The sequence below is a fragment of the Enterobacter sp. PP-008-ECC_S150 genome, assembly GCF_045257065.1.
GTDB classification, from domain to species: Bacteria; Pseudomonadota; Gammaproteobacteria; order Enterobacterales; family Enterobacteriaceae; genus Enterobacter; species Enterobacter chengduensis.
In genome coordinates this window covers 24,019-42,389 of sequence record NZ_JBJHHG010000017.1, presented here as the reverse complement: position 1 = coordinate 42,389, position 18,371 = coordinate 24,019, and the positions used below count along the sequence as shown (strand labels likewise).

General features: G+C 57.1%; 17 protein-coding genes. 10 read left to right on the top strand and 7 right to left on the bottom strand.

The features are described from left to right. Window positions 1-19: 19 nt before the first annotated feature. The gene (gene xylF, locus ACJBF3_RS18105) at window positions 20-1,012 is read right to left on the bottom strand and encodes a D-xylose ABC transporter substrate-binding protein (protein WP_045328502.1); all 993 of its coding nucleotides are present in this window, start codon (window positions 1,010-1,012) and stop codon (window positions 20-22) included. A gap of 371 nt (window positions 1,013-1,383) precedes the next feature. Between xylF and xylA the strand changes: the two genes are divergently transcribed. The 4 genes from xylA (at window position 1,384) to ACJBF3_RS18085 (ending at window position 5,826) form a co-directional block, all read left to right on the top strand. Further along, complete coding sequence (gene xylA, locus ACJBF3_RS18100; protein WP_088475397.1) at window positions 1,384-2,706, top strand: xylose isomerase; 1,323 nt, start codon at window positions 1,384-1,386, stop codon at window positions 2,704-2,706. Between the two features lie 102 nt (window positions 2,707-2,808). Beyond that, a complete protein-coding gene (gene xylB / locus ACJBF3_RS18095; protein WP_406545235.1) occupies window positions 2,809-4,263 on the top strand; it encodes a xylulokinase in 1,455 nt (484 codons plus the stop codon). 103 nt (window positions 4,264-4,366) lie between these two features. Beyond that, a complete protein-coding gene (locus ACJBF3_RS18090) occupies window positions 4,367-4,906 on the top strand; it encodes an isochorismatase family protein (protein WP_045328498.1) in 540 nt (179 codons plus the stop codon). Continuing rightward, a complete protein-coding gene (locus tag ACJBF3_RS18085; protein WP_045328497.1) occupies window positions 4,906-5,826 on the top strand; it encodes a GlxA family transcriptional regulator in 921 nt (306 codons plus the stop codon). The genes ACJBF3_RS18090 and ACJBF3_RS18085 overlap by 1 nt, the downstream gene beginning before the upstream one ends. On the opposite strand, the gene ACJBF3_RS18080 is transcribed toward ACJBF3_RS18085, so the two are convergent. Beyond that, entirely contained in the window at window positions 5,819-6,814 is a 996-nt protein-coding gene (locus ACJBF3_RS18080) for an acyltransferase (RefSeq protein ID WP_045328495.1), read from the bottom strand. The two genes, ACJBF3_RS18085 and ACJBF3_RS18080, sit on opposite strands and share 8 nt — an antisense overlap. 183 nt (window positions 6,815-6,997) lie before the next feature. Here ACJBF3_RS18080 and ACJBF3_RS18075 point away from each other — a divergent pair, with 183 nt between their 5' ends. The 4 genes from ACJBF3_RS18075 to ACJBF3_RS18060 all read left to right on the top strand — a co-directional run bounded on the left by ACJBF3_RS18075 (window position 6,998) and on the right by ACJBF3_RS18060 (window position 12,329). Next, the gene (locus ACJBF3_RS18075; RefSeq protein ID WP_045328493.1) at window positions 6,998-7,303 is read left to right on the top strand and encodes a YsaB family lipoprotein; all 306 of its coding nucleotides are present in this window, start codon (window positions 6,998-7,000) and stop codon (window positions 7,301-7,303) included. Between the two features lie 160 nt (window positions 7,304-7,463). Then, window positions 7,464-8,375, top strand: a complete 912-nt coding sequence (gene glyQ, locus ACJBF3_RS18070; protein WP_003860141.1) for a glycine--tRNA ligase subunit alpha — start codon at window positions 7,464-7,466, stop codon at window positions 8,373-8,375. A 9-nt stretch (window positions 8,376-8,384) separates the two neighbouring features. Further along, entirely contained in the window at window positions 8,385-10,454 is a 2,070-nt protein-coding gene (gene glyS, locus ACJBF3_RS18065) for a glycine--tRNA ligase subunit beta (protein ID WP_045328492.1), read from the top strand. 255 nt (window positions 10,455-10,709) lie between these two features. Next, on the top strand, window positions 10,710-12,329 hold the full coding sequence (locus ACJBF3_RS18060; RefSeq protein ID WP_045328491.1) for an ABC-F family ATP-binding cassette domain-containing protein: 1,620 nt from the start codon (window positions 10,710-10,712) through the stop codon (window positions 12,327-12,329). A 38-nt stretch (window positions 12,330-12,367) separates the two neighbouring features. On the opposite strand, the gene ACJBF3_RS18055 is transcribed toward ACJBF3_RS18060, so the two are convergent. Then, the gene (locus tag ACJBF3_RS18055; protein WP_045328490.1) at window positions 12,368-12,655 is read right to left on the bottom strand and encodes an HTH-type transcriptional regulator; all 288 of its coding nucleotides are present in this window, start codon (window positions 12,653-12,655) and stop codon (window positions 12,368-12,370) included. Window positions 12,656-12,987: 332 nt separating this feature from the next. Here ACJBF3_RS18055 and ACJBF3_RS18050 point away from each other — a divergent pair, with 332 nt between their 5' ends. Together ACJBF3_RS18050 and cspA are read left to right on the top strand one after the other, a co-directional pair. Then, window positions 12,988-13,698 (top strand): DUF3053 domain-containing protein, encoded by a 711-nt coding sequence (locus ACJBF3_RS18050; RefSeq protein WP_045328489.1) that lies wholly within the window; start codon window positions 12,988-12,990, stop codon window positions 13,696-13,698. Window positions 13,699-13,944: 246 nt separating this feature from the next. Next, window positions 13,945-14,157: an RNA chaperone/antiterminator CspA gene (cspA, locus tag ACJBF3_RS18045; protein ID WP_003860775.1), complete on the top strand. Its 213-nt coding sequence runs from the start codon at window positions 13,945-13,947 to the stop codon at window positions 14,155-14,157. 58 nt (window positions 14,158-14,215) lie between these two features. Here the strand turns inward: cspA and ghrB are convergent, their stop codons facing one another. From ghrB to ACJBF3_RS18025, 4 genes are all read right to left on the bottom strand, one after another. Beyond that, window positions 14,216-15,190 (bottom strand): glyoxylate/hydroxypyruvate reductase GhrB, encoded by a 975-nt coding sequence (gene ghrB, locus ACJBF3_RS18040; protein WP_045328488.1) that lies wholly within the window; start codon window positions 15,188-15,190, stop codon window positions 14,216-14,218. Window positions 15,191-15,216: 26 nt separating this feature from the next. Then, complete coding sequence (locus ACJBF3_RS18035) at window positions 15,217-16,497, bottom strand: MFS transporter (RefSeq protein WP_045328487.1); 1,281 nt, start codon at window positions 16,495-16,497, stop codon at window positions 15,217-15,219. 117 nt (window positions 16,498-16,614) lie between these two features. Further along, window positions 16,615-17,553 (bottom strand): sugar kinase, encoded by a 939-nt coding sequence (locus ACJBF3_RS18030; protein ID WP_045328486.1) that lies wholly within the window; start codon window positions 17,551-17,553, stop codon window positions 16,615-16,617. 3 nt (window positions 17,554-17,556) lie between these two features. After that, window positions 17,557-18,306 carry a sugar phosphate isomerase/epimerase gene (locus ACJBF3_RS18025; protein ID WP_045328485.1) on the bottom strand — a complete coding sequence of 250 codons (750 nt, stop codon included), beginning with the start codon at window positions 18,304-18,306 and terminating at the stop codon, window positions 17,557-17,559. Window positions 18,307-18,371 lie beyond the last annotated feature (65 nt).

Below are 18,371 nucleotides of genomic sequence, written 5' to 3'. Positions count from 1 at the left end.
GAGCAGGGGCCGCGCCGGATTACAGTTCGCTCTTCTTGTGGAAACCATCTTTGATGACGGTGGCGTCAATGTTCTCTTTATTGACTTCTATTGGCGTGAGCAGACGAGCCGGAACGTCCTTAAGCCCGTTATTCAGGGTCGCATCTGCTTTAGGTTGCTTGCCATTGCCCAGCTCCACGGCAATTTCTGCCGCCGTATTGGCAAGCTGGGTAATCGGTTTGTAGACCGTCATGGTCTGGGTGCCTGCAATAATGCGTTTTACCCCGGCCAGATCGGCGTCCTGCCCTGAGATGGCGACTTTCCCCGCCAGACCCTGAGCGCTTAGCGCCTGAATGGCGCCGCCTGCGGTGGCATCGTTGGAGGCCACGACCGCGTCAATTTTGTTGTTGTTGGCCGTCAGCGCGTTTTCCATAATCTTCAGCGCGTTTTCTGGCAGCCAGCCGTCGGCCCACTGATCGCCGACCACCTTAATTTTCCCGTTGTCGATGTACGGCTTAAGGACTTTCATTTGGCCCGCACGAAACAGCTTGGCGTTGTTATCCACCGGCGAACCCCCCATCAGGAAATAATTCCCCTGAGGCACTTTATCGATCAGGCTTTGCGCCTGTAATTCACCGACTTTTTCATTGTCGAACGAAATATAATAATCAATATCCGCATTATTAATCATGCGGTCATAGGCCAGCACTTTTATGCCTTCCTGCCTGGCTTCTTTCACCACGTTACTTAATACCTGGCCGTTATAGGGGATAATAACCAGCACATCCACGCCACGGTTAATCATATTCTCGATCTGCGACATTTGCGTTTCTTCGTTGCCGTTAGCCGACTGTACAAACACGCTGGCGCCGAGGGATTCTGCTTTCTTCACAAAAATATCGCGATCTTTTTGCCAGCGCTCCAGGCGCAGGTCATCAATGGCCATGCCAATTTTGACCTCTTTGGCCTGTCCTGCAAAGCTTGCAAGGAGGAGCGTAGTGCAGAGCGTAAGGGTCAGGTTCTTTATCTTCATAATTATCAGGCCTTTTTGTAGGGGTATGTGTTGCTGAGATAAAAGAAACATTCACTGCTGAGACGCAGCAAATTTTTAACGCGGAAAGGCGGGCTGGCAATTACAGATTTTTATCTTCTCGTTACGATATTTGGTTTATTTCTGAATTTATGACCGCGATCGGATTTTAAAAATCGTAACGTCTTAATTACATTTGATTCTGGAATGCGCGCCGAAAAATAGTTCGTTTGCGCATTATTTTGCGAGCCAGCGCACAGTTGTGCATTCTCTCAATAGCAGTGTGAAATAACGTAATTGAGCAACCCAAAATGTCTATTCACTATTACTCCTGTATCAACGACTCGCCGCATACCCTGATTATGGAGCTCAATATGCAAGCTTATTTCGACCAACTCGATCGCGTTCGTTACGAAGGCCCCAAAACGGCCAATCCTTTAGCATTTCGTCACTACAACCCGGATGAGCTGGTGCTGGGTAAGCGCATGGAAGATCATCTGCGCTTTGCCGCCTGTTACTGGCATACCTTCTGCTGGAACGGCGCCGATATGTTCGGCGTGGGGTCCTTTGACCGCCCGTGGCAGCAGCCGGGTGAGGCTATCGAGCTGGCAAAGCGCAAAGCCGATGTGGCGTTTGAGTTCTTCCACAAGCTGAACGTGCCGTACTACTGCTTCCATGACGTGGACGTGTCGCCGGAAGGCGCGTCGCTGAAAGCGTATCTGAACAACTTCGCGCAGATGGTGGACGTGCTGGCGGCGAAACAGCAGCAAAGCGGCGTGAAGCTGCTCTGGGGTACGGCAAACTGCTTCACCAATCCTCGCTACGGCGCGGGTGCGGCAACCAACCCGGACCCAGAAGTATTTAGCTGGGCGGCCACGCAGGTGGTGACGGCCATGAACGCCACGCATCAGCTGGGCGGCGAAAACTATGTCCTGTGGGGCGGCCGTGAAGGCTATGAAACCCTCCTCAATACCGACCTGCGCCAGGAGCGCGAACAGATTGGCCGCTTTATGCAGATGGTTGTCGACCACAAGCACAAAATCGGCTTCCGCGGCACGCTGCTGATTGAGCCGAAACCGCAGGAACCGACGAAGCACCAGTATGATTACGACGTGGCGACGGTGTATGGCTTCCTGAAGCAGTTCGGTCTGGAAAAAGAGATTAAAGTTAACATTGAAGCCAACCACGCCACGCTGGCGGGCCACTCTTTCCATCACGAGATCGCGTCTGCGATTGCCCTTGGCATCTTCGGCTCTGTGGATGCTAACCGAGGCGACGCGCAGCTGGGCTGGGACACCGATCAGTTCCCGAACAGCGTGGAAGAGAATGCGCTGGTGATGTACGAAATCATCAAGGCGGGCGGCTTCACCACCGGCGGCCTGAACTTTGACGCCAAGGTTCGTCGTCAGAGCACCGACAAATACGATCTGTTCTACGGCCACATTGGCGCAATGGACACCATGGCGCTGGCGCTGAAGGTGGCGGCTCGCATGATTGAAGACGGTGAGCTGGATAAACGCGTGGCGAAGCGCTACAGCGGCTGGAACAGTGAGCTGGGCCAGCAAATTTTGAAAGGGCAGTTATCGCTGGCGGACATCGCGAAGTACGCTGAACAACATCAGCTGGCACCGCAGCACCAGAGCGGGCACCAGGAGCTGCTGGAAAACCTGGTCAATCACTACCTGTTCGATAAATAACACCCTGTAGGCCCGGTAAGCGCAGCGCCACCGGGCATTTCCAGCACGTAGGCCCGGTAAGCGTTAGCGCCACCGGGCATTTCTGTTAAAGGAGTCACCGCAATGTACATCGGAATCGATCTTGGCACATCGGGTGTGAAAGCCATCCTGTTAAGCGAGCAGGGCGACGTGTTAGCCACGCAGACGGAAACGCTGCAGGTTTCACGTCCGCATCCGCTGTGGTCGGAACAGGATCCGGAGCAGTGGTGGCAGGCGACGGATCGCGCAATCAAAGCTTTAGGTGAGAAGCATAGCCTTCGTCACGTGAAGGCGCTGGGCATTGCCGGACAAATGCACGGCGCTACGCTGCTCGATAGCCAGCATCGCGTGCTGCGACCCGCTATTCTCTGGAACGATGGCCGCTGTGCGGAAGAGTGCGCGCTTCTTGAGACGCGTGTACCCACGTCGCGTGAAATTACCGGCAACCTGATGATGCCCGGCTTTACCGCGCCCAAACTCCTGTGGGTGCAGCGACACGATCCGGAGATTTTCCGTCAGGTGGCGAAAGTCCTGCTGCCGAAAGATTATCTGCGCTTTCGCATGACGGGCGATTTTGCCTCCGACATGTCCGATGCCGCCGGCACGATGTGGCTTGACGTGGCGAAACGCGACTGGAGCGAGGCGATGCTGGATGCCTGCCATCTGACCCGCGGACATATGCCCGTGCTGTTCGAAGGTAGCGAGGTGACGGGCACGCTGCTGCCAGCCGTTGCTGAACGCTGGAACATGCCTGCCGTACCGGTGGTGGCCGGGGGCGGCGATAACGCGGCGGGGGCTGTCGGCGTCGGCATGGTTGAGGCGGGGCAGGCGATGCTTTCGCTGGGAACGTCTGGCGTCTATTTTGCCGTCAGCGACGGGTATCGCAGCAACCCCGAAAGCGCTGTGCACAGTTTCTGCCATGCCCTTCCGGGGAAATGGCATTTGATGTCAGTGATGCTCAGCGCGGCGTCCTGCCTGGACTGGGCGGCAAAACTCACCGGCATGGCCGACGTGCCGTCGCTCATCTCTGCGGCGCAGCAGGCGGATGACGCTGCGGGCACGGTCTGGTTTTTACCGTATCTTTCCGGCGAGCGAACGCCGCACAACAACCCGGAAGCGAAAGGGGTGTTCTTTGGCTTAACCCATCAGCATGGCCCGGCAGAGCTGGCGCGTGCGGTTCTTGAGGGGGTAGGCTATGCGCTGGCTGACGGGATGGACGTGGTGCACGACTGCGGCCTGAAGCCCACGAGCGTCACCCTGATTGGCGGCGGTGCGCGAAGCCCTTACTGGCGACAGATGCTGGCCGACATCAGCGGATTGCAGCTCGATTTCCGCACCGGAGGGGATGTCGGGCCCGCGCTGGGCGCCGCGCGGCTGGCGCAAATCGCCATGAACCCCGAAAAACCGCTTTCAACGCTGTTGCCGCAGCTCCCGCTTGAACAGGCGCACTTGCCTGATGCGGCACGCCATGCGCGGTATGCGGAAAGGCGCGATGTGTTCCGTAAAATCTACCAGCAGCTGCTGCCGCTGATGTCGTAAATACGGTTGTCCGACAGAGGCACGAGGATGTCCTTTTTTGGTCTGTGCGTGCCTTCCTTTCCTTGCCAGTATGGTGTTACACCCACTGGCGAGGAGATTCATCATGTCACGTACTGCATTAGTCAACATCGATACCCAGCAGTCATTTCACCATCGCAATTACTGGCAGGAAGAGGATATTCCCGCCTTTCAGCAGGCGATGCTGGGGCTGATTGAAGGCTGCCAGGCGCGCGGTATTCCGGTCGTGGATATTTTTCATGTCGACGAAGACGGCCCCTTCACGCTGCAAAGCGGCTATGTTAAACCGATGGCCTTTTTACGTCATCAGCCGGATGTGGTTTTCCAGAAACACGTCCATAATGCCTTCACGGATACCGGGCTTGACCGCTGGCTGCGCGAGCGTGATATCAACCACGTGATTATCTGCGGCATCCGCACGGAACAATGCTGTGAAACCACCGCTCGGGTGGCATCCGATCTGGGGTATGCTGTGACCTTTGTGAGCGAGGCAACGCTGACGTTTCCCATGACCTACAAGGGCATTACCCTTAGCGCTGCGGAAATTCGCCATCGTACCGAAACGGTCCTGGCCGGGCGATTTGCCGATATTAAAACGGTAGCGGAGACGCTGGAGTCACTGTAATGCGCATCGACGTCTGGTTCGTGATGTTGCCCGGGGTGCTGTCATTAGACATGACCGGCCCGGCAGAAACCTTTGTGCTGGCGGGCGACGCGTTTCGTCTGCATTACATTGGCCCGCAACCGGACGTTCCAACGTCGATAGGCCTGACGATGGGCGGCATCCAGCCGCTGCCGGAGCGTCTCCCGGCAGGCAGCCTGCTGGTATTACCCGGCGTCAGCGACTCCCGTACTCAGTTCTCCACGCAACAGGCGCAGCTGATCCAGCACTGGCTGATGCGCCTGCAGCCGCAGATCCAGCGCCGGGACATCACGGTGATGTGCGTCTGTTCAGGCGCGCTGCTGGCGGCGAAATCCGGGCTGCTGAACAACCGGCAGTGCACAACCCACCATGACGTGATCAGCCGTTTACGCACCGCGGCCCCGACGGCGACGATCAAAGAAAACCGCATCTTTGTGCAGGATGAGAACATCTGGACCAGCGCGGGGATCACCTCGGGTATCGATCTGGCGCTGCACATGATTAACCGCCTGTGCGGTCCCGAAAAGGCGCTGGCCGTGGCGCGTGAGATGGTGGTCTGGTTCCGCCGTTCCGGTGACGATCCCCAGCTTTCGCCGTGGCTACGCTACCGCAACCATCTTCACCCGGCGATCCATCGGGCGCAGGACGCACTCACCGCCGAGCCGCAAAAAGCGTGGAGCGTGCCTGATATCGCCGCCCTGGCGCACGTTAGCCCGCGCCATCTCACCCGGCTGTTTCAGTCACATTTAGGCATTAGCGTTCGCGACTATCTGGAGCAGCTGCGTCTGGCGGTGGCTGAGCAGTGGCTCTTGCAGGGGCGTGGCGTTGAGCAGGCTTCACTGGCAGCAGGGTTTTCCTCCCCGCGCCAGTACCATCGCGCCTGCCAGCGAAGCATTAGCTGACGAAGCGGCGAGCGTCTATTTTTTGCAGCAGCATCGACAGCAGCAGGCTGATCGCCAGCGTGGCGGCAAAAATCCAGACAATATCCAGCACCGGCCAGCTTTTTAGCTCCACGCCTCGGGTGCGCAGGGCGTGGATCACCAGCGCGTGAAAGCCGTAAATTCCGAGAGAGTGGCGCGAGATGAGACTCAGCACGGGCAGGGGACGCGCGTTCAGGGTGTTTTTGGCGAGCGTGAGCAGCGAAACGGCACAGATAAAGACCATCGGGCCGCAGTAGAGATACCAGGTATCGGCAAAATTGCCGCGCCACTGCAGCTCGTGCAGCGTCCCGCGCGAAATCACCGCCACGCCCGCGATAAACAGCGCCCCGCAGAGCCAGCTCAGACCGCGTTTTTGCGTGTCCATCATCCCGATGGCGCGCCCCAGCATGCCGTACAGCACGTAGTAGAAGGTATCGCCGTTGATATAGAGGTTCACCGGCAGCCACTCAAATCCGTCGATTTTCTGTGGGACCGTATTCGGGTTGGCGATAATGCCAATCACCACCATCAGGGCCAGCAGCATTTTCCCGCTGACGTTTTTCACCTGAATAAGGGGAGAGACCAGATAGATAACGATAATGGCGAAGAAGAACCACAGGTGGTAGAACACCGGTTTTTGCAGCACGTATTTCAGCGATAGCCCGGCGTTAATGGAGGTGAACAGGGTGATATAGAGCAGGGCAACGGCGCTGTAGAACCCCAGGCAGGCCGCGATGCGGATGAAGTGCCTCGGCTGCGCGCTGCGCTCGCCAAAAAAGAGAAAGCCGGAAATCATAAAGAACAGCGGCACGCTGACGCGCGACGCAGAGTTAAGAATATTGGCGATATCCCAGTTAACGGGGCTGACGCTGTGGGCATTCGTGACGTACCAGGTCGTCGTGTGGATCATGACCACCATCAGACACGCTATTCCTCGCAGGTTATCAATCCAGTTAATTTTTGACTGCATCAGTTCCTCATTTTCCCTGTAAATTGAGTATGACTGCCATTGTCCACAAGTCTTCTCCTGGAAAACTCTGAGTTTTATTCAGCAGACTTGTCGGGAGGCCGCGAGATTCGCAGAATGCCGGACCATAATCTATAAAAGCGTTGATACTAAAAATAACAGCCACTGACCAGGGCGGTAATAAAAATGATGATGAAGCGTGTGGCGTCACTCTTTCTGCTGTTAATCCTGGCGGGATGCAGTGCGCCGCAAGAAGCACCTGAGCAAAAAGCGCAGCAGGGCAAAATGAGCCCGGAACGTTCGCTGAACATGGAAGAGCTTTGTAAAGGCCAGGCCGCGCGCCGCTATAACTCGGAAATCCAAAAGATTCATGTTACCGGGTTTGAGCGCTTTCAGGGGAGCTATGAACTCAAAGGCTATACTGCGCGCAAAGAGGGCTTTGTCTGCTCGTTTGATGCGGACGGTCAGTTTTTACACCTCTCGATGCGCTAGCCTGCTCGTATAATCAGCAGCCAGACGCCGTCAGCGTTCTGGCCTGAAGGCTTATTTCCCAATTTTCCCTAAACAACCCCGTTTCGTACTGTATATCTTGCAGCCAGCGGGTATACTTGTCCCTTCCATTTAAAACCACACGTATCCAGCACGAAATACTATGCAAAAGTTTGATACCAAGACCTTCCAGGGCCTGATCCTGACCTTACAGGATTACTGGGCTCGTCAGGGCTGTACCATTGTTCAACCTTTGGACATGGAAGTCGGCGCCGGCACTTCACACCCGATGACCAGCCTGCGCGCGTTGGGGCCTGAGCCAATGGCGACCGCGTATGTGCAGCCTTCACGTCGTCCGACCGATGGTCGTTACGGTGAAAACCCGAACCGTCTGCAGCATTACTATCAGTTCCAGGTGGTGATTAAGCCATCACCCGACAACATTCAGGAACTGTACCTCGGGTCGCTGAAAGAGCTGGGTATGGATCCAACCATCCACGACATCCGTTTCGTGGAAGATAACTGGGAAAACCCAACGCTGGGTGCCTGGGGTCTGGGTTGGGAAGTGTGGCTGAACGGCATGGAAGTGACCCAGTTCACTTACTTCCAGCAGGTGGGTGGTCTGGAATGTAAGCCGATCACCGGTGAAATCACCTACGGTCTGGAACGTCTGGCAATGTACATTCAGGGCGTAGACAGCGTTTACGACCTGGTCTGGAGCGACGGCCCGCTGGGTAAAACCACCTACGGCGACGTGTTCCATCAGAACGAAGTGGAGCAATCCACCTATAACTTCGAATACGCGGACGTGGACTTCCTGTTCACCTGCTTCGAGCAGTACGAGAAAGAAGCGCAGCAGCTGCTGGCGCTGGAGACTCCGCTGCCTCTGCCTGCCTACGAGCGTATTCTGAAGGCCGCCCACAGCTTCAACCTGCTGGACGCCCGCAAAGCCATCTCCGTGACTGAACGTCAGCGCTACATTCTGCGTATTCGTACCCTGACCAAAGCCGTTGCAGAAGCTTACTACGCGTCCCGTGAAGCCCTTGGCTTCCCGATGTGCAACCGAAACAAATAAGAGGCGGCCATGTCTGAGAAAACTTTCCTGGTGGAAATCGGCACCGAAGAGCTGCCACCAAAAGCCCTGCGCAGCCTGGCTGAATCTTTCGCTGCGAACGTGACCGCCGAGCTGGATAACGCTGGCCTGGCACACGGTAAAATTGAGTGGTTTGCTGCACCGCGCCGTCTGGCGCTGAAGGTAGCAAATCTGGCGGCGTCTCAGCCGGATCGCGAAGTCGAAAAACGTGGCCCGGCGATTGCCCAGGCATTCGACGCGGAAGGCAAGCCGAGCAAAGCGGCGGAAGGCTGGGCGCGCGGCTGCGGCATCACCGTCGATCAGGCCGAGCGTCTGACCACCGACAAAGGCGAATGGCTGCTGTATCGTGCCCATGTGAAAGGCGAAAGCGCAGAGGCGCTGCTGCCGGACATGATTGCCACGTCTCTGGCGAAGCTGCCAATTCCTAAGCTGATGCGCTGGGGCGCGTCTGACGTGCACTTCGTGCGTCCGGTTCACACCGTGACCCTGCTGCTGGGCGACACCGTTATTCCGGCGACCATTCTGGGCGTCGCGTCCGATCGCGTGATCCGCGGCCACCGCTTTATGGGCGAGCCAGAGTTCACCATCGACAATGCCGACCAGTATCCGCAGATCCTGCTTGAGCGCGGCAAGGTCATTGCCGACTACGAACAGCGTAAAGCGAAAATCAAAGCAGACGCCGAAGAAGCGGCGCGTAAGATTGGCGGTAATGCCGATCTGAGCGACAGCCTGCTGGAAGAAGTGACCTCGCTGGTGGAATGGCCGGTAGTGCTGACCGCGAAGTTCGAAGAGAAGTTCCTGGCCGTTCCGGCAGAAGCGCTGGTGTACACTATGAAGGGTGACCAGAAGTACTTCCCGGTCTATGCGAACGATGGCAAGCTGCTGCCAAACTTTATCTTCGTGGCAAACATCGAATCGAAAGATCCGATCCAGATTATCTCCGGTAACGAGAAAGTGGTGCGTCCGCGTCTGGCGGATGCGGAGTTCTTCTTCAATACCGACCGTAAAAAGCGTCTGGAAGATAACCTGCCGCGCCTGCAAACCGTGCTGTTCCAGCAGCAGTTGGGTACGCTGCGCGACAAGACCGACCGCATTGCGGAGCTGTCCGGCTGGATTGCCCGCGAAATCGGTGCCGACGTCAACCACGCGACCCGTGCGGGCCTGCTGTCAAAATGCGACCTGATGACCAACATGGTGTTCGAGTTTACCGACACCCAGGGCGTGATGGGCATGCACTACGCGCGTCACGATGGCGAAGCGGAAGACGTGGCTGTTGCCCTGAACGAGCAGTATCAGCCGCGCTTTGCGGGTGACGAACTGCCGTCTAACCCGGTTGCCTGCGCTGTCGCGATTGCCGATAAGATGGACACCCTGGCGGGTATCTTTGGTATCGGCCAGCATCCGAAAGGCGACAAAGACCCGTTTGCGCTGCGTCGTGCCGCGCTGGGCGTGCTGCGTATCATCGTTGAGAAGAACCTGAACCTCGATCTGCAGACCCTGACCGAAGAAGCGGTGCGTCTGTACGGCGACAAGCTGACCAACGCGAACGTGGTAAATGACGTGATCGACTTTATGCTCGGTCGTTTCCGCGCGTGGTATCAGGACGAAGGTTACACCGTTGACACCATTCAGGCGGTGCTGGCGCGTCGTCCGACCCGTCCGGCTGATTTCGATGCACGTATGAAGGCGGTGTCCCACTTCCGCACGCTGGAAGCGGCATCTGCTCTTGCCGCGGCCAACAAGCGTGTCTCCAACATTCTGGCGAAATCCGACGAGACGCTGAACGAGCGCGTGAACGCCGCGACGCTGAAAGAGCCGGAAGAGATCGCCCTGGCGATGCAGGTTGTGGTGCTGCGCGACAAACTCGAGCCGTACTTCGCGGAAGGTCGCTACCAGGAAGCGCTGGTGGAGCTGGCGGAACTGCGTGACGTGATTGACGCGTTCTTCGAGAAAGTGATGGTAAACGTAGAAGATAAAGAGCTGCGTGTTAACCGTCTCTCTATGCTTGAGAAACTGCGCGAGCTGTTCCTGCGCGTGGCGGATATTTCGCTGCTGCAGTAATGTGCCCGTTGCCCGGCGGCGCTTCGCTTGCACGGGCCTACTGATGAGAAAAACCCGCTTCGGCGGGTTTTTTTATGGTGTGTTGCTGGAAATTTAACCTTGAAATGGTCAACCCATTACCGCTATCCTTACCCCCGTTAAATTTCTCGCGCTGGAGTGCCCCCCAAAAATGAACAAACACGACTGATGAATTTCGATCCTTGCTAAACGCCACCGCGTCGGCAGGGGATGTTTTGATTTCATTCAGGAGTGCTTATGGCTCATTTTGCGCAGTCCCCTTCTTTTATTTTGCATCAGGTCACCTGTCAGTTTCCGACGGGCGATATCCTTTTTGGTCCGCTGAATCTGACGCTGGAACCCTCGCTGTGCGCGCTGGTTGGCCGCAACGGTAGCGGGAAAACGCGTCTGCTGCGCCTGCTCGCGGGGCTGGATGAACCGGCAAGCGGACATATCGAACGTACCGGAACGCAGGTCTATGTGGCGCAGCAGCAGGACATTCTGCCGGATACGACGCTCGCTGAACTGCTCGGGTACGAAGCCATCTTCGCGGCGCGAGCGCGTATCGACAGCGGAGAGTATCAGCCTGACGATCTGGAAACGCTGGATGGCTTCTGGGATTTAGCAGAGCGTCTGAGCGAGGCGTTTAATACTGCGAAGCTCCCACCTTTTGATCCGGATAAACCCGCCGGTGAACTCAGCGGCGGCGAGCGCATTCGCGCCATGCTGTGCGGGGCGTATACGGCTGACGCGGATTTTATGCTGCTGGACGAGCCCACTAACCATCTGGATCGACAGGGCCGGGCGTGGTTCTACGACCAGCTTGCCCGTTACCAGGGTGGCGTGCTGGTTGCCTCCCATGACCGCGAGCTGCTGGCACAGGTACCTCGAATTCTGGAGCTGAGTCGCGCTGGCCTGCGCAGTTACGGCGGGAATTATGCGGGTTATCAAGCCCAGCGCGATGCCGAACAGCAGGCGGCTCGCGCGGCCCTGGACCATGCCGCAACCGAGCGCAAACGTACCCGCGCGCGCCTGCAAAAAGAGCATGATGACAGCCAGCGGCGTTCGGCAAAAACAGTGCGCACCGTCGACAGCCTGAATATCGCATCGTTCGAGCGCGTCAAATACAAAGGCGCGGCAAAGGAGCGGATCGGTTCCTGGAAAAAGCAGCACAGCGAGCAAAATGACGCCCTCAACGCCGCGGTAAACAAGGCGCGTGAGCGTGTTGAAGAGGATAACCCGATAATGTTCACCCTGCCGGGCAGTCAGATCCCGGACGGGAAGCAGGTACTGGTGCTTGAGGATCTGGTGCTACCGCATGTGCCTGTTTCTCCGCTCAGCTGGCGGATGGACGGACCGATGCGCGTGGCGTTAAAGGGACCAAACGGCTGCGGAAAATCGACGCTGCTAAAAACCCTCCTCGGCGAGATTGCCCCCCGTTCGGGCATCTGTAAGGTTTCAGTCAGCTGCGCTTATCTCGACCAGCATCTCTCCCGGCTCGATCTTTCACAGTCGGTTATGACGCATCTCAACTTGGGTCATACGCCGCTGGAAGAGGGCGTGCTACGAACGCGGCTAGCGCAGCTTCAGCTAGGCGCTGATAAAGTTACGCTCCCGCTGGCGGAGCTCAGCGGCGGCGAGCGTCTTAAGGCCGCGCTGGCCTGCGTGCTGTGGCGTGCGGAGGCCACGCAGCTTCTGCTGCTGGATGAACCGACCAACCATCTGGATCTGGCCTCGGTCGAGGCCATTGAAGCGGCGCTGGCCGGTTTCCCCGGCGCACTGCTGGTGGTATCACACGATGAGGCTTTTTTAAGAGGCTTAACGTTAACGCATGAGCTGGTGTGGGAAGAGGCGGGCTGGCATTGCGAAAGCCTGTAAACACAAGCCCCCGCAAAGGCGGGGGCATTCAAACGTTACTACGCTATCTGTTTGCTGAGTGCAGGGTTAGCCTGAATCAGGCTCATCAGCTTTAGCTCGGTTGGAGTGGGTTTCTCTCGTTTTGACTCCCACTCATGCACCATCGCCACGCTGACACCCATCGCTCTGGCGAATTCTTCGGTCTTCAGCCCTGTCCCTTTGCGCAATTGCTCATATTCTGTAAAGGGATTGGATTTTTGTTGCAGGGTAATCGTCTGCGGCACATCTTTAAAAACGATCTGTTCCAGGCTGCTCAGCAGCTCAAACTCAGGATCTTTATATTCCATTGAGGACTCCTCTTAAATCTCACATCGTGATCAAGAACATCAGAGAGCCAATTAAGAATAGCCCTTAATACTCACCCAGGATCGTCACGGATGTGATTAATCGTGCGGTAACGATCGCTTTATCCGATTCAGCTATATGGACAGTTATGCTAATGCCCTGATTAGTCATACGTCAGCTTCGTCAGGTATTTTTTTGTAAATGGTAAGAAATAAATCGGCAATAGCCGTTTTGCATGAAAAAAGTATCTTGCAAGGCTGACCTGGACTATCCTTGTAAGCCGTCGGGCACGCGTGTGCCGGTGTGCGCTTTTTTGGGTGAAAGGAGTAATAAAATGGCGACAGGAAAGTCCTGCTCTCGCTGGTTTGCGCCTATTGCGGCGTTGTTGATGGTTGTTAGCCTGAGTGGGTGTTTTGATAAAGAAGGCGATCAGCGCAAAGCGTTTATCGATTTTCTGCAGAATACAGTGATGCGCAGCGGCGAGCGGTTACCGACGCTGACTGCGGATCAGAAAAAACAGTTTGGTCCCTTCGTGTCCGATTACGCCATTCTTTATGGGTATTCACAGCAGGTGAGCCAGGCGATGGATTCCGGTATCCGCCCGGTCGTAGATAGCGTGAACGCCATCCGCGTTCCCCAGGATTACATGACGCAGCGTGAACCGCTTCGCCAGTCCAACGGGGCGCTTGGCGTGCTGAGCCAGCAGTTGCAAAATGCGAAAATGCAGGCTGATGCATCCCGTTCTGCCCTGAAGCAGGGTGACGATCTCAAGCCGGTCTTCGACAAAGTGTATGAGAAAGTGGTGACTAAGCCTTCTGAAGCGCTGCAACCGCTGATTCCGGCCGCGCAAATCTTCACGCAGCAGCTGGTTCAGGTGGGTGACTTTATCGCCCAGCAGAATACGCAGGTGAGCTTTGTTGCCAACGGCATTCAGTTCCCGACCTCGCAGCAGGCAAGCCAGTACAATACGCTGATTGGGCCGCTGGCCTCCCAGCATCAGGCCTTCAGCCAGGCCTGGAGTACCGCAGTCGCGGCCACAGAATAAGATAAAAAACCCCGCTTCCGGCGGGGTTTTTTTATGCATATCGAAAATAACGCTTGTCATTCCGCTACCACATCGGTATAACTATTCCCGTCGGTTTGTTACACAGACCTAAAGCAGTTTAGTTAAGCAGTCCAGATTGTTATCCATAGATACCCTTCGTAGTGACCCTTCCTTCATCGCTTAAAAATCTGTAACGCAATCCATCAAGCCGGAAGGCACAATATATTTGTTAATTAAGGTAATTCTATGTCTGCTAAAATGACTGGTCTGGTAAAATGGTTCAACGCTGATAAAGGTTTCGGCTTCATCACTCCTGACGATGGCTCAAAAGACGTGTTCGTACACTTCTCTGCTATCCAGAACGATGGCTACAAATCTCTGGACGAAGGTCAGAAAGTGTCCTTCACCATCGAAAGCGGCGCTAAAGGCCCAGCAGCTGGTAACGTTGTAAGCCTGTAAGCTTCCAACCCAGTAGCACAAAATTCAAAAACCCGCCTTCTGGCGGGTTTTTTCGTTTCTACTGTTGCACCTGCGGATTCACGCAGTTTATCTCCACCTTTCCGCTAAGGGCGGCAATCAGATTATCAACCGCCGTCGCCGCCATGTTGTAGCGCGTCTCGTGCGTGGCAGAGCCGATGTGGGGCAGGGCAACGACGTTTGGCATGGCCAGCAGTGGAGAATCTACCGGCAGCGGTTCCTGCTCAAAAACGTCCAGACCTGCGGCGTGGATCTCACCGTTTTGCAGCGCTTCAATCAGCGCCTGCTCATCCACTACCGGGCCACGACCCGCGTTGATGAAAATGGCGGATTTCTTCATTTTTTCAAACGCGGATTTGCCGATCAGGTGACGCGTTTCGTCCGTTAACGGCAGGATCAGGCAGACAAAATCGGCTTCCTGCAGCAGGGTATCCAGCTCGCAGTAGCGGGCGTTGAAGCGTTCTTCGGCTTCACTGTGATGGCGACGCGCGTTGTACAGAATCGGCATGTTAAAACCAAAATGCGCGCGCTGCGCCAGCGCCAGCCCGATGCGCCCCATGCCCACAATGCCCAGCGTTTTGCCGTGAACGTCCACGCCGAACCAGTCCGGGCCAATGCTTTTTGTCCATTCGCCCGCTTTCACGCGCTCGGCCACCTCTACCACGCGACGGGCCGTGGTGAGCATCAGCGCCATCAGCGTGTCGGCCACGGTTTCCGTCAGGGCATGCGGCGTGTGCATCAGCAGGATCCTGCGGGCGTTCAGGGCCTCCACGTCGAAGTTGTCGTAACCCACGGAAACGGTGGAGGTCGCACGAAGCTTCGGCATTTTCTCCAGCAGGGCGACATCCACTTTTTCGCTTGAACCCAGCAGGCCTTCGGCGCTGGCGAACGCGTCGGCGTGCTGCGCCACGGTTTCCGGGCGCAGGTTCTTCACCTGCGTGACGGTGAAGTGCTCTTCAAGGCGTTTCTGCAGATCTTCCGGCAGGGCTTTATACAAAATGACGGACGGCTTCATGCTAATCTCCGTTGATTTTTAAGGATTCAGGCGTGGCGTGCGCCGACGGGGTGCTGTTGATTATTAGCAGGCTTAACAATCAGAGTAAGCCACACCGAGGCGAAAAGCGCCACCCCCATAAAGATGTACGATGCGGATGGACTGCCGGTGGCACCGTTCAGGTAACCGACGAACCAGGAGCCGCAGAACGAACCCAGCGCGCCCATGCTGTTAATCAGCGCCATCGCGCCGCCCGCCACGTTACGCGGCAGCATTTCCGGGATGATGGCAAAGAACGGTCCGTACGGGGCGTACATGGCCGCACCGGCAATGACCAGCAGGGTATAAGAGGCCCAGAAGTGGTTTGCACCCACGGCCCAGGAGCCAATGAACGCAAATGCTGCGATCAGCAGCAGCGGCCAGACGAACAGCTTACGGTTCTGCAGCTTGTCCGACGCCCACGAGGCGACGATCATGGCGATTGTTGCGGCCAGATACGGTACGGAAGAAAGCCAGCCCACTTCGACCATGCCGAGGTTCTCACCGCCGCTGCGGATAATCGACGGCAGCCACAGCACAAAGCCGTACACGCCAATGCTCCAGGTAAAATACTGCGCGCAGAGCAGGAGCACATTACGCGAGCGGAAGGCTTCCCCGTAGTTACGTACCGCCTTCAGACCCTGCTGTTCTTTGTCCAGCTGTGCCTGCAGCGCCGCTTTTTCGTCTTCGGAAAGCCATTTCGCCTGGGCAGGCTTATCTTTCACCAGCACCCACCAGCAGAATGCCCAGATCACTGCTGGCACCCCTTCGATGATAAACATCTCGCGCCAGCCGAAGGACTGGATCAGGTAGCCAGACACCACCGACATCCACAGTACCGTGACCGGGTTACCGAGGATCAGGAAGGTATTGGCGCGCGAGCGTTCAGATTTGGTAAACCAGTTGCTGATGTAAATCAGCATCGCCGGCATGACCGCCGCCTCAACGACGCCGAGGATAAAACGAATGGCGGCCAGGGCAGGAATATTGTTCACCACGCCGGTCAGCGACGCGCAGGCGCCCCACAGGATCAGGCAGACGAAGATCAGCTTACGCACGCTGCGGCGTTCCGCGTAAATCGCGCCGGGGATCTGGAAGAAGAAATAGCCCAGGAAGAAGAGGGCGCCCAGCAGGGATGAAACGCCCTTAGTGATCCCGAGGTCTTCGGTGATCCCTGCCGCAGACGCGAAGCTGAAGTTGGCACGGTCAAGGTACGCCAGGCTGTACGTGATAAACACGATTGGCATGATGTACCACCAGCGTTTTACTGCATTGGTCGAACTGTTCATAGGCTTGCCTCTGTTGTTGAGGTTGTTACCGCCGTTGTCTGTAGGGTACACGGTGGCTTAATTATTTGGTGCGGCTTGCTGCCCTCACCCTGGCCCTCTCCCATGGGGAGAGGGAAGTTAAACGCCGAGCTCTGCTCGTGTGGGTAATCCTTCGCTGTCGCCCTGCACCTGAATGGCCAGCGAGCCAATCTTGTTTCCGCGCGCGACGGCCTGCGGCAGCGTTTTGCCTTCCAGCAGGGCGCTAATGATGCCCACGGCAAAGCCATCGCCCGCGCCGACGGTGTCGACCACGTTCTCAACCTTCACCGCCGCGACCGCACCCTGTTCGCCGTCGGCCGTTTTAAACCATGCGCCATCAGCACCGGTTTTCAGCACCACCGCTTTCACCCCTTTATTCAGATAAAAATCGGCAATGCCTTCCGGCGTGCTTTTGCCGGTCAGGATCATCCCTTCTTTCAGGCCTGGCAGAACCCAGTCCGCCCTGAACGCCAGGCAGTTGAGCTTCTCGACCATTTCCGCTTCGCTTTTCCACAGCACCGGGCGCAAATTCGGATCGAAAGAGATCGTTTTACCCTGCGACTTCATGATCGTTGCCGCATGATCCAGCAGGTCGTACGAGCTGGCGGAGAGCGCCGCCGCCACGCCGCTCAGGTGCAGGTGGCGTGCAGAGGCGAAATAGTCGGCGTGATAGTCCTCTACCGAGATGTGGCTGGCGGCCGATCCTTTGCGGAAATACTCCACAATGGGATCGGTTCCATTTTCGACTTTAGATTTAAGCTGAAAGCCGGTAGGGAAGCGTCCGTCAAGGGTGACGCCCGCGGCATCAATGCCCTCTTTTTTCAGCGAATCGAGAACAAAACGGCCAAAGCTGTCGTCCCCCACGCGGCTGACCCAGCCCACGTTCAGGCCGAGCCGCGCCAGTCCGGTCGCGACGTTCAGCTCTGCGCCCGCAACGCGTTTGATAAAGTGCTCAACCGCGCTCAGCTCGCCCGTTTCAGTGGCGACAAACATTGCCATGGCTTCGCCAATCGTGATGACATCCAGCGTCTTGTGCATGGTTTACTCCTCGCGCAGCAGGTTGACGTAATGGCGGGTCACGGCGGTTAGATCCGCCCCTTCCAGCGGGAACTCGATACCGCGCGGGGCATCGGCAGGCAGCTGGTCGAGCAGATCCAGCCAGCGGGTATCGGCGCGGTCCGGCGCCACGGCGCGGAAGTTGTCTTTATGCGGCACGGCGGCCTTAACGTGGATATAGCTCACCGCAGGAGCCAGATGGCGTGCGGCCTCTTCGGGGGAGTCGCCCACCCACAGCCAGTTGCCCATGTCGAAGGTCAGCGTGACGGGGAGCGCCATTTCACGGCAGGCGGCCTGGAAGCGCTGCATCGGCGCAAGCTGCCCGCAGTCGGTCTGATCGTTCTCCACGACCAGCGCCATGCCGCTTGCGTTCAGCAGGGTACGCAGGGCGTCGAGAGGCTGCGCGTCGCGGAAATGGCCCAGGGAAACCTTCAGCCACAGGGCGTTCAGGGTGCTGGCCTCGGAGAGATAGCGGGGCAGGTCCGGGTTGAGGGTGCCGTCGGGCATAAACAGGGCGGCGGGCGCAGAGTAGCACGCCAGCAGGCCCAGCAGCTCAATGGATTCCCCCAGCGCGGGCAGCGCCAGCAGCTCTTCGCTGTTGAACAGCTCCCGGCGGATCTCCACGCCGTCTGCCCCCGCGCCTGCGATAACGGGAAGCATCGCCCGCTGACCGCCCGCCTGTCGCACCTGTTCCGCACCGTATGCGGCGGTGACCACCATAATTTTCCTGCCCATCTTCGAACTCCATCGCAACATATCAATACTATTACGCTAGATGGAACCGGTTCCAAAGGAAAGGT